Annotated in this window: 10 protein-coding genes; 6 read left to right on the top strand and 4 right to left on the bottom strand. The window is 71.5% G+C overall.

What is annotated here, in order from left to right:
• Positions 1-1,324: acyltransferase (locus tag AB0K37_RS09950; RefSeq protein ID WP_363977576.1), on the bottom strand; the 1,324-nt coding region annotated here is incomplete at its 3' end.
• 496 nt (positions 1,325-1,820) lie between these two features.
• Between AB0K37_RS09950 and AB0K37_RS09945 the strand changes: the two genes are divergently transcribed.
• A complete protein-coding gene (locus AB0K37_RS09945; RefSeq protein ID WP_363977573.1) occupies positions 1,821-2,822 on the top strand; it encodes an aldo/keto reductase in 1,002 nt (333 codons plus the stop codon).
• Positions 2,823-2,864: 42 nt separating this feature from the next.
• Complete coding sequence (locus tag AB0K37_RS09940) at positions 2,865-3,638, top strand: class I SAM-dependent methyltransferase (protein WP_363977570.1); 774 nt, start codon at positions 2,865-2,867, stop codon at positions 3,636-3,638.
• A 23-nt stretch (positions 3,639-3,661) separates the two neighbouring features.
• Here the strand turns inward: AB0K37_RS09940 and AB0K37_RS09935 are convergent, their stop codons facing one another.
• Complete coding sequence (locus AB0K37_RS09935) at positions 3,662-4,417, bottom strand: methyltransferase domain-containing protein (protein ID WP_363977567.1); 756 nt, start codon at positions 4,415-4,417, stop codon at positions 3,662-3,664.
• 45 nt (positions 4,418-4,462) lie between these two features.
• Here AB0K37_RS09935 and AB0K37_RS09930 point away from each other — a divergent pair, with 45 nt between their 5' ends.
• Positions 4,463-5,950 carry an NDP-hexose 2,3-dehydratase family protein gene (locus AB0K37_RS09930; protein WP_363977564.1) on the top strand — a complete coding sequence of 496 codons (1,488 nt, stop codon included), beginning with the start codon at positions 4,463-4,465 and terminating at the stop codon, positions 5,948-5,950.
• Between the two features lie 6 nt (positions 5,951-5,956).
• Here AB0K37_RS09930 and AB0K37_RS09925 read toward each other — a convergent pair whose 3' ends face one another.
• On the bottom strand, positions 5,957-6,784 hold the full coding sequence (locus tag AB0K37_RS09925; protein ID WP_363977562.1) for an ABC transporter permease: 828 nt from the start codon (positions 6,782-6,784) through the stop codon (positions 5,957-5,959).
• Positions 6,785-6,797: 13 nt separating this feature from the next.
• On the bottom strand, positions 6,798-7,805 hold the full coding sequence (locus tag AB0K37_RS09920; RefSeq protein ID WP_363977559.1) for an ATP-binding cassette domain-containing protein: 1,008 nt from the start codon (positions 7,803-7,805) through the stop codon (positions 6,798-6,800).
• Between the two features lie 183 nt (positions 7,806-7,988).
• Here AB0K37_RS09920 and AB0K37_RS09915 point away from each other — a divergent pair, with 183 nt between their 5' ends.
• Genes AB0K37_RS09915 through AB0K37_RS09905 form a run of 3 tightly spaced genes read left to right on the top strand, consistent with a single transcriptional unit; the run spans position 7,989 to position 10,975 of the window.
• Positions 7,989-9,227, top strand: coding sequence for a macrolide family glycosyltransferase (locus AB0K37_RS09915; RefSeq protein ID WP_363977556.1), 1,239 nt, complete (start codon positions 7,989-7,991; stop codon positions 9,225-9,227).
• Positions 9,228-9,279: 52 nt separating this feature from the next.
• On the top strand, positions 9,280-10,332 hold the full coding sequence (locus tag AB0K37_RS09910; protein WP_363977553.1) for an NAD-dependent epimerase/dehydratase family protein: 1,053 nt from the start codon (positions 9,280-9,282) through the stop codon (positions 10,330-10,332).
• The gene (locus AB0K37_RS09905; RefSeq protein ID WP_363977551.1) at positions 10,319-10,975 is read left to right on the top strand and encodes a hypothetical protein; all 657 of its coding nucleotides are present in this window, start codon (positions 10,319-10,321) and stop codon (positions 10,973-10,975) included. Before AB0K37_RS09910 ends, AB0K37_RS09905 begins: the two co-directional genes overlap by 14 nt.
• The last annotated feature ends 15 nt before the right edge of the window (positions 10,976-10,990 follow it).

The following is a 10,990-nucleotide window of genomic DNA, read 5'->3' as shown; positions in this document are numbered from 1 at the left end:
CCGCCGCGCCCGCCGCGCCCGCCGTGGCGGGCGCCGCCTCGGCGGGAGTGCTGACGGCGACGCTCAACTCGACCGGCGCCTTGCCCAGCCGCGGCCGGAGCATGTGGAACGGCTTCTCGACCACGATGTAGCTCGCGTAGCCGACCATCACGCACAGCGCCAGTTCGACGGCCAGGACCTCCCAGTAGCCGCCGATCTCGGGGGCGAAGAGCGGCCCGACGAACTTGGCGTAGACGAAGATGTGCCAGAGGTAGACGCTGTAGGAGATCCTGCCGAAGAACCGCAGCAGCGAGTTGTCCAGCATGAGGCCCGCCACCTTGAACCGGACGCCCGGGACGGTGAGCGGCGCGAAGACGGCCACGGAGAACGCGAGGAAGAGCCAGTAGTCGGCGGCCGCGGCCGGCGCCGGCACGTAGTCCACCAGGCGGTAGTCCGCGAGCGGGGAGAGGCAGGCCAGGACGAAGATGCCGAGCGCCCCCAGCCAGAGCTTGCCCGGATGCCGGCCGATCAGGCGGTACACCCGCGGCACCGCGTCGGGGCGCGTCTCCGCGGCGGCGGACAGCACGGCCAGCATCATCCCCACGGAGAGCCAGCCCATGTAGCTCATCGGCCAGAAGTACTGCGTCGGCCACAGCTTCATCGGGTCGTCCCTGAACTGCGGGAAATGGAGCCAGGTGAAGAAGGCGAAGCCGATGAACACCGGGACGGCCAGCGGCACGAGCAGCCGCCGTACCCGGGCCTCGTGGGTCTCGGCGCGCCGCGCGTACCGGTGGAGGAGCCAGGCGAACACCGGCATGGCCAGGTAGAACAGGAAGTCGTTGGCGTTGCTCCAGGTGTGCATCATCCCCATGGGAATGGCGCCGTGCTCCCAGATCTGCAGCAGGAGCAGCGGGCGGATCACTTCCCATGCCCCGTGGATGCTGTCGCGGTTGAGCACCAGGAGAGCGGTGATCGTCAGGACCCAGTAGGCGGGCAGGATCCGCAGCGCCCGGCGCCAGAAGTAGCGCTTGACGTTCGGCCTGCGCTCGCCGGTGAGCGTGTACAGCGCGAACGCGCGGTACAGCAGGTAGCCGGTCATCACGAACCAGATCGGGAAGGCGACCGCCACCCGGTTCAGCATGATGGCCCAGATGCCGTTCCCGGTGGAGTGCATGTAGCTCCAGCCCTGCACGCTGGTCGCCACTCCGGTGTGGCCGAGGACGACGAGCAGCACGACGGCGCCGCGCAGTCCTTCGAGCTCCGGGATGAACTTACGAGGCCGGTCCGACGCTGGATCGGGCGCGGCGGCTCCCACAGCATCCCCGCTGGAGGCCTTCGTTACCATGGGCGTTTCTCCCATCTCGCGCGACCCTGGATTCGACGGGTCGAAGCGAAAAGCGGATCGGTTCGGACGGTCCATCGAGGTCGGCCGCGGCCTCTCCCCGGCAGAATTCGGCCGCGTTCCGACGACGGCGTGCGGGGCCGATCAGAAGGCCGGCGCCGCCGGAGAAGGCGGCGCGCTCCCCGTCACCGTGCCGTGCTCACACGTGGGTCGCCGTCGGAGTCACTGACGATCCCCACCCCCCGGGTCTCCTCGGCGGGGTCACCGAGGATCTGTCGCCGGACACGCTCGGCGGGTCGTCCGCCGTGGACCGGATCGCCGTCCCGCGCCGATGCGGTACCGCCCTCGGGGCCATGTGGACCACCTTTACCCGCCAAAGGTCCTACACTTGAGAAAACGATAGCATTGACGTCGCAGGACGCGATAGTAGGGGCATAGGGGAATCTGACTTGAATAACTAGTATCGTGAAAGCCGTTCGAGAGCCTGAGGAGGCGGTCGATGCCCGATCCCGGAGAGTTCCGCGTACCGCTGGGTTCCACCGATCTGCGGATCGGCCGCCTCGGCCTCGGCACCGTGAACTTCGGCGGCCGCGTCGACGGGGCGGACGCGCACCGCCTCATGGACCACGCGCTGGCGAGCGGGATCAACCTCGTCGACACCGCGGACATCTACGGCTGGCGCGTCTACAAGGGCCACACCGAAGAGGTCATCGGGAACTGGCTCGCGGCGCGCCCGGGCCGCCGGGACGAGGTCGTCGTGGCCACCAAGGTCGGGGGCCCGATGAGCGACGACCCGGGCGACCGCGGCCTGTCGGCGCGGCACATCGTCGCGGCGTGCGAGGCCTCCCTGCGCCGGCTGAACACCGACCGGATCGACCTGTACCAGATGCACCAGGTGGACCGGTCGGTCCCCTGGGACGAGATCTGGCTGGCCATGGAACTGCTGATCGGCCAGGGAAAGATCCGCCACGTCGGCTCCTCCAACTTCGCCGGCTGGGACATCGCCCTGGCCCAGGAGACCGCCGCCCGCCGCCGCGTCCCGGGGCTCGCCTCGGAGCAGTGCGTCTACAACCTCGTCACCCGGCACGCGGAGCTGGAGGTCATCCCCGCGGCGACCGCCCTCGGGCTCGGGGTGCTCGTCTGGTCGCCCCTGCACGGCGGCCTGCTCGGCGGCGTGCTGCGCAAGAAGGCGGAAGGGACCGCGGTCAAGTCCGCCCAGGGGCGCGCGGTCGACGCGCTGAAGGAGCACGCGGCGGCCATCGCCGAGTACGAGCGGTTCTGCGCCGACATCGGGCGGGACCCCGCGGAGGTCGGCCTCGCCTGGACGCTGTCCAGGCCGGGGGTGACCGCGGCCCTCATCGGCCCGCGCACCCCCGACCACGTCGACGGCGCGGTGAGGGCGCTGGACAAGCCCCTGACCGAGGAGGAGACCGACCGGCTGGAGGCCCTCTTCCCGCCCGTCGGCCGGGGCGGACCGGCGCCGGCCGCGTGGATGAGCTGACCCCGTCTTGACGCGACCTCAGCCGCTGGGAGGACGAGACAGGTGACCACGCCGAACCACAGGGACCCGCGCTCGCTGGCACGCGAGTCGGACCAGGAGCGCGACGTGCGCGAGCGGCTCACCCGGCTGCTGCGCGACACCCCCATCCCGCCCGAGTACCTGATCGACAACCTGGCCCTGTACCTGCGGCGGCCCCAGCTCACCGACCTGCTGTGCATGGACGCGCTGTACCGCATGATCCTCGACGTCCCCGGCGTGATCATGGAGTTCGGCGTGCTCCACGGGCGGCACCTGGCCACGCTGACCGCGCTCCGCGGCTGCCACGAGCCCTACACCTCGGTGCGGCGCGTGATCGGCTTCGACACCTTCACCGGTTTCCCCGACGTCGCCGACGTCGACAGGGCCGGGCCGAACGCGGTGGCCGGCCGGTTCGCGGTGAGCGAGGGCTACCCCGACTACCTGCGCGAGGTGCTCGACGCGCACGAGTCCGGCGAGCCCTTCGCGCACGTCCGGCGGACCGCGGTGGTCCAGGGCGACATCCGCGAGACCCTGCCGCGCTACCTCGCCGACAACCCGGAGACCGTCATCGCGCTGGCCTATTTCGACCTCGACCTCCACGCGCCGACCCGCGCCGCGCTGGAGGCGATCCGGCCCTACCTGACCAAGGGCAGCGTGCTCGCCTTCGACGAGATCGCCTATTCCAAGTGGCCCGGGGAGACGGCCGCGCTGCGCGAGGCCGTCGGCCTCGACATGGTCACTCTTCGCACGCTTCCCGGCCGGGAGCCGCCCATCACGTACCTGCGCTGGGGCGAGTAGCACCCGCCTGCGCCGCCCGCGGGTCAGCCGCGGCGGACCCCGACGAACAGGCCGTAGCCGTTCAGGCCGGTCTCCTCGTGCTCGACGTCGCATCCGGAGTCCTCGAACGCCGCCGCGAACTCGTCCGCGGTGAACATGGTGAAGGTCTCCAGCGTGCGGAACTCGCTGATGCCCGTGGGGCGGCCCACCAGCCAGCGCACGTCCATCCGCGCGGCCCGGTCGCGCCGGGTCGAGTGGGAGACCCGCGCGACGACCGTGTCGCCGTCCCGCACCAGGTCGGCTCCGACGTACCCCTCGATGAACCTCTCCGGCGGCCACCAGGGTTCGATGACGAGCACGCCGCCGGGGACGAGATGGCCTGCCATGGCCCTGACCGCGGCGCGCATGGCGGCGACGGTCGGCAGATAGGCGATCGCGGTGTAGAGGCACGTCACGGCGTCGAAGGCGCGGCCGAGCGCGAAGGCCCGCATGTCGCCGTCGTGGACGGTCACCCCCGGCAGCCGCCGCACGGCCCGCTCGCGCATCGCGCGCGAGATCTCCAGGCCCTCGACGTGGTCGAAGCCCGACCGGAACGCCTCCAGATGGGCCCCGGTGCCGCAGGCGACGTCGAGAAGGGACCGCGCGCCGGGGCGGCGCGCCCGGATGCGCCGCGCGACCTCCGCCGCCTCCTCGCCCCAGTCCTTGCCCCGGTGCCGGTACGTCAGCTCGTAGACCTCGGCGTGCTGCGGGCCGAAGGCGACGTCGCGCTCCGAGGCGGACACGCGCTCCGAGGCGGACACGGGCTCTCCCTTCCCGGCTGTTAATGCTATATGTAATTTAAGTAGATGATACAGCCGGGCGCGAACGGCAGCCGGATCCGGCTGCCGCGGACGGAGGCGGGCATGGCGGGTGCGAACGCGGGCTCTGCGCTGAGGGCGGCGCCGAGCGAGGAATCCGAGCTGGGCCGGCGGCTCGCGGAGTCGGCCGAGTGCCGGCCCCGGCCGGCCGGGGACGTCCTCGAATGGCTGGACGAACGCCGCCGCCGCGTCCCGGTCGAGGTGACGCGCATCCCGTTCGCGCGCATGACGGGCTGGTCGTTCGCGCCGGAGTCGGGCGACCTCGTGCACGAGAGCGGCCGCTTCTTCACCGTGGGCGGCATCCACGCCCGCACCGACTACGGCGCCACCCCCGAGTGGCGGCAGCCGATCATCTACCAGCAGGACGTCGCGATCGTGGGCATCCTCGCCAAGGAGATCGACGGCGTCCTGCACTTCCTGATGCAGGCCAAGATCGAGCCCGGCAACGTGAACACGGTGCAGCTGTCGCCGACGGTGCAGTCCACGTCGAGCAACTACCTGCGGGCGCACCGCGGCGCCCGCTCCCGGTTCGTCGAGTACTTCACCGAGCCCGGGCGGGCCCGCGTGCTGGTCGACGTGCTGCAGTCCGAGCAGGGGGCGTGGTTCTGGGCCAAGCGCAACCGGAACGTGGTCATGGAGGTCACCGGCGAGGTGGAGCCCCACGAGGACTTCGCCTGGATGACGCTCGGCCAGATCCTCGACCTCCTGCACCACCCCAACATCGTGAACATGGACTCCAGGACCGTCCTGGCCTGCCTGCTGTCCGCGGGCCCGTCCACGGGCGCGCGGCCGGACGACGGAGCCTCGGCCGTCTTCGCGGAGGCGTACGCCTCCGGCGGGGACCCGCTCCTCTCGCCGGCGCAGGTGAGGAGCTGGCTCACCGAGCGCAAGTCCGCGTACACGCTCACCACTCGCGCGGTCCCCCTCGACTCCGTGGACGGATGGGAGCGCGGCGCGGAGGCGGTCTCCCGTCCCGACGGCAGGTTCTTCAGCATCCTCGGAGTGGAGGTCCACGCGGGCAACCGGGAGGTGTCCCACTGGTGCCAGCCGCTCCTCGAACCCTGCGGCATCGGGCTGGCCGCCCTCGTCGTCCGCCGCATCAACGGGGTCCGGCATCTTCTGGCCCGCGCCGACCTGCGTCCGGGATGCCGCGACACCGTGGAGCTCGGCCCCACCGTGCAGTGCACCCCCGAGAACTACGCGGAGGCGCCCGGCGACCGGCGCCCCCGGTATCTCGATCTCGTCCTTTCCAGAGCCGTCCAGGTGAAGTACGACGTGGTGCAGTCGGAGGAGGGCGGCCGGTTCCGGCATGCCCTGACCCGTCATCTCGTGGTCGAGGTCGGCGGCGGCTTCCCGCTCCAGCCCCCTCCGGACTTCTGCTGGCTCACGGTGCCCCAGGCGATGGCGCTCGCCCGCCAGAGCTACCAGGTCAACATCGAGGCCCGCAGTCTCCTGCTCTGCCTGCACGCGATGTGAGGGCGCTCAGTGGCGGGCGCGGCCGTACCGGTACATGGTCAGAGGCGCGAAGACCGCGACGAGGACGGCGCAGGCCAGGAACGCCCAGCCCATCTGGCCCGCGGTCACGGTGCCGTCCATCAGCCCCCGCATGGCGGTCGTCACGACGCTGATGGGATTGACCTTGATCAGTGCTTCCAGCCAGCCCGGCATCGTCTGCTGCGGCACCATGACGTTGCTGGCGACGACGAGGACGAACAGGAGCGTCCAGCTCAGCGTCTGCGCCGCGGTCGGCGTCCGCACGCTGACCCCGACGAAGGTCCCGATCCAGGCGAGGCTGAAGGCGAACACCTGGAGGAACAGCAGCGCGAGCACCACGCCGCCCAGGCCGCCGTCGGGGCGGAACCCCAGCGCCAGGCCCAGCAGCAGCGGCACCACCGACGCCACCGCGTACCGGACCACGTCCCCCAGCATCGCCCCGACCAGCACCGACGACTGCCACACCGGCAGCGAACGCACCCGGTCGAACACCCCCTGGTCGACGTCCTGGTTCAGCACGATCCCGGTGTACGCCGTGGTCAGGGCCACCGCCATGACCATGACGCCGGGCAGGAAGAAGTGCAGGTAGCGGCCGGGCGACCCGGCGATCGCGCCGCCCACCAGGTAGGTGAACGAGAGCGTGAACATGACCGGGAGCATGAGGGCGTCCACCAGCTGGTTCGGCGAGTGCTTGATCTTCAGCAGCGCACGCCACCCGAACGTCATGGACGCCGACAGCGCGCCGGCCCTCGGCGGGCGCTCGCCAGGCGCCGCCAGCGGCCCCCGCGCGCGCGTCATCGGCTGGGACGTCGTCATCTCGCCCTCCACCTCACTTGACCGTCTGCGTCTGGTCGTCCGCGGCCTCGTCCTTCTCCGCTCGCCCGCCGTCGGCCACCGGGCGGCCGGTCAGGGCGAGGAAGACGTCGTCGAGGCTCGACTGGGCCATCGAGAAGTCGTCGAGGGCGATCCCGGCGTCGGCCAGCGCGGTGACCGCCCGCGCCGCCTGCTGGGCGTCGCCGACCCGTACCGACAGCCGGTGCGGATCGGAGTCCGCGCCGGGCTCCACGGTCAGCTCGCGGGAGAGCATCTCCGCCGCCAGGGCGCGCTGCCCGGGATCCTGGAGCCGCAGCTTCAGCGCGCCGGTGCCGACCTGGGACTTCAGTCTCCCGGGCGCGTCCTCCGCGATGACCCTGCCGTGGTCCAGGACCGCGACCCGGTCGGAGAGCCGGTCGGCCTCGTCGAGGTACTGCGTCGTGAGCAGCACGGTCGTGCCCCCGGCCACCAGGGCGCGGATGATGTCCCACACCTGGTTCCGCGCCCGGGGGTCGAGGCCCGTGGTCGGCTCGTCCAGGAAGAGCAGATCCGGGGTGACGATGATGCTGGCGGCGATGTCGATCCGGCGCCGCTCGCCGCCGGAGCAGGTCTTCACCGGACGGTCCGCCACCTCCGACAGCTCGAAGGCCTCCACCAGGTCGTCGGCCCGCTGCCGCGCCGCGGCCCCCCGGTGCCCGAGCAGCCGCCCCACCATCGCGAGGTTCTCCCTCCCGGTGAGGTCCTCGTCGATCGAGGTGGACTGGCCCGTGACGCTCACGCGCGAGCGCACCGCGTCGGCCTCCCGGACCACGTCGTGGCCGAGCACCCTGGCCGTGCCCTCCGTCGGACGCAGCAGCGTCGTCAGGATCCGGAGGAACGTGGTCTTGCCGGCGCCGTTCGGCCCCAGCAGGCTGTGGACGATGCCGGTGGGGACGGCCAGGTCGACGCCGTCCACCGCCCGGGTCTCGCCGAAGGTCCTGACCAGCCCGGTCGTCTCGACAGCGAGGGTCGAATTCGATCCCACGGTTGTGCCTCCCGTCGCCACCAGAAGATCAAGCTCATCCTAAAGCAGCAGCTTATATAAGTCAATGCCTAAGGACTCGGTCGGATGGCGCGCGCGTGCCAGGTGATCACTCCCTTGCTAACTTGAAAAAACCATAGTAGTGTCCGTTTTCATGGCTCATCTCGCCCGATCCGGGGAATCGTGATGCGACCACGCCACATTCTTTTCGCCGTCACCGGCGGGTCCGGGCACATCCGCCCGACCTACGGCGTCCTCGACGAGCTCTCCGCCCGGGGGCACCGGCTCAGTTTCGTGACCTCCGGCGACTACGTCGACGACCTCGCGGAGGTCGGGGCCCGGCAGATCCGCCACCGGTCGATATTCGAGGACGGCGTCGACCTGCCGGAGATCGTCGAGCAGGAGGACGCCGAGGCGCTGACGGTGAGCGCCTTCGTCAACGAGAACCTCGCGATGCTCAGGGCGGCGGAGAGCGCTCTGGACGACGATCCGCCGGACCTGGTCGTCTACGACATCTTCCCCTTGATCGCCGGGCGCCTGCTGGCCGCCAGGTGGCGGCGGCCGGCCGTGTGCATCAACGGGGGCTTCGCCTCGAACGAGCACTATTCGGTGTGGGAGGCGCTCAGCGCGGTGCACGGGCACCGGCCCATAGTCGAGACCGAGACCTTCCAGCGGATGATGTCCGAGCTTCTGCCGGAATATCGCATCGACCGTTCCCCGACGGAGTTCTGGAACGCGATCGAGGATCTGAACGTCATCTTCCTGCCGCGGTCGTTCCAGGTGAAGAGCGAAACATTCGACGACCGTTTCGTCTTCGTCGGGCCGAGCTTCTCGCAAGGGCGGCTCCGGCCGGGATGGCGCCCTCCCCGCGAGGACGCGAACGTGCTCCTCGTTTCCCTGGGCTCGACGTTCAACGGGCATCCGGAATTCTTCCGCAGTTGCGCGCAGGCGTTCGCGGGCACGCCGTGGCATGTCGTCATGGTGACGGGCGACGGCACCGACCCGAAGGCGCTGGAGCCGTTGCCGCCCAACGTCGAGGTCCACCAGTACATCTCGTTCATGGAGGTCCTGCGTCACGCGAAGGCGTTCCTCCTGCAGGGCACCCTCGGCGCGACCATGGAGGCCGTCCACTGGGGCTGCCCGATGCTCTTCTTCACCGAGTACGCGGTCGAGGCCAGGCCGTTCGCCGAACGGTCCGTCGAGCTCGGGCTGGGCCATGTGCTCCGGCCCGAGCAGGTCGACGGCGGCGGCCTCGTCTCGGCGGTGGAGAACCTGGTCGCCGACGACGGCGTCCGCCGGCGGATCTCGCGGATGCGCGCGGAGGCCCGCGACGCCGGAGGCGCCGCCCGGGCCGCGGAGGCGATCGACTCGTACGCGCGGCGGGCCGGGACCCGGTCGGGCGGCGCGTTCGGCGCCGTCCGCTGACAGGACGATGGCCGCCCCGTGCGAGGCGGCCGTGGCGAAGGGCGGAGGACCGATGGCGGTCGTGGTCACCGGCGGCTGTGGCTTCATCGGCAGCCACCTCGTGGAACGCCTCGCGCGCCAGGGCGAGGACGTGGTCGTCTACGACCCCGCGGCGCCGCCGCCCGACCTGGACTGCGGCGAGGGCTCCGTCCGCCACGTCAGGGCCGACATCCGGGACGAGCGGGCCCTCGCCGGCGCCATCGGCCCGGACGTGCACACCGTCTACCACCTCTGCGCGCTGGTCGGGGTCGACCAGTACCTCGACGACCCGCTCGAAGTGATCGACGTCGCGGTCTCCGGCACCCGCAACGTGCTGCGCGCGGCGGCCGCCGCCGGCGTGAAGGTCGTGGTCTCCAGCACCAGCGAGATCTACGGCAAGAACCCGGCGGTCCCCTGGTCGGAGGACGCGGACCGGGTGCTGGGCAGCGTCGCCGCCGACCGGTGGTCCTACTCCGCGAGCAAGGCCGTCGCCGAGCACATGGTCGTCGCCTACGCCCGCCACCGGGGCCTGCGCGCCTCGGTCGTGCGGTACTTCAACGTCTACGGGCCGCGGCAGCGCCCGGCGTACGTGATCAGCAAGACCGTCCACCGGGTGCTGCGCGGGCTGCCCCCGCTGCTGTACGACGACGGCGCCCAGACGCGCTGCTTCACCTTCGTCGAGGACGCGGTGGACGCCACGCTGCGGGTGGGCGCCCGCGAGACCGCCGACGGCCAGTGCTTCAACGTCGGCAGCGACCGGGAGACCTCCGTGGCCGACGCCGTCCGGCTGGTGACCCGGCTGGCCGGGACGGACTTCGCCCCGATCCGCGTGAGCACGGACTCGGCGCTCGGCAGCGCCTACGAGGACATCCCCCGGCGGGTCCCGGACGTCGGGAAGGCCAGGGAACTGCTCGGCTGGCGCAGCCGCACCCCGCTGCGGGCGGGCCTCGCCAGGACGATCGCCTGGGCGAGGGAGAGCCCGTGGTGGCTGGACGCCGTCGCGGGCGCGCCCCGGCGGTCGCTGGTACCCACAGGCGTCACGACGGCCGCGGACGGCCGGAAAGCGAGGGGACATGACATCGGGTGAGACGGCGGAGACGGCCGCGGGCACCGGCGCCCTGCCCGCCCCCGCCGCCTACATGTGCGGGCTGACCTGGGACGGCGCCCTGCTGTGGCATTCGGACCAGGACGCGGAGAAGATCTTCGCGATCGACCCGGCGACCGGCGGGGTGAGCAGGACGTTCGGCTGCGACAGGGTGCGGGCGGACCTGGCCTACGACGGCGCCCGCCTGTGCCAGGTCGGCGGCCGCCCGAAGCGGATCGTCCTGATCGATCCGGAGGACGGCCGGATCACCGGGGAGAAGGAGGTGCTCCCTGCGAGCGGCAGGCTGACCGGGATCGAGCACGGGCCGGAGGGCATGTACATGTGCCTGCGCGGTCCGACGGTGGTGCAGGTCCGCGACTACGACACCATGACCGTTCTGCGGGAGTTCCCGGCGGCGGGGGAGTCGCCCTCCGGGCTCACCTACGCCGACGGGGTGGTCGTCTACGGCGACTTCGACGACGCCGTGCTCCGCGCCATGGATCCGAAGACCGGGGAGCACCTGGGGGCCCTGCCCGTCCCGGGCCGTCCGACCGGGCTGACGTGGGACGGCCGCAGACTCTGGTACTGCGACTTCCCCGCGCGCGCGATCCGTCCTCTGGAACTGTCGGCGGTCCTCGCCGGCTGAGCGGGGCCAGCGCGC

This window comes from Actinomadura sp. NPDC049753 (assembly GCF_040674655.1).
In the GTDB taxonomy this organism is placed as follows: Bacteria; Actinomycetota; Actinomycetes; order Streptosporangiales; family Streptosporangiaceae; genus Spirillospora; species Spirillospora verrucosospora.
Note: the sequence above shows the minus strand (reverse complement) of the source record. Positions and strands in the feature narration are given on the sequence as shown.

Bases quoted from the DNA above. Each gene is read 5' to 3' on its own strand.
- AB0K37_RS09945 (WP_363977573.1), top strand. From the start codon at position 1,821: ATGCCCGATCCCGGAGAGTTCCGCGTACCGCTGGGTTCCACCGATCTG.
- AB0K37_RS09930 (WP_363977564.1), top strand. From the start codon at position 4,463: ATGATACAGCCGGGCGCGAACGGCAGCCGGATCCGGCTGCCGCGGACG.
- AB0K37_RS09925 (WP_363977562.1), bottom strand. From the start codon at position 6,784: ATGACGACGTCCCAGCCGATGACGCGCGCGCGGGGGCCGCTGGCGGCG.
- AB0K37_RS09915 (WP_363977556.1), top strand. From the start codon at position 7,989: ATGCGACCACGCCACATTCTTTTCGCCGTCACCGGCGGGTCCGGGCAC.
- AB0K37_RS09910 (WP_363977553.1), top strand. From the start codon at position 9,280: ATGGCGGTCGTGGTCACCGGCGGCTGTGGCTTCATCGGCAGCCACCTC.
- AB0K37_RS09905 (WP_363977551.1), top strand. From the start codon at position 10,319: ATGACATCGGGTGAGACGGCGGAGACGGCCGCGGGCACCGGCGCCCTG.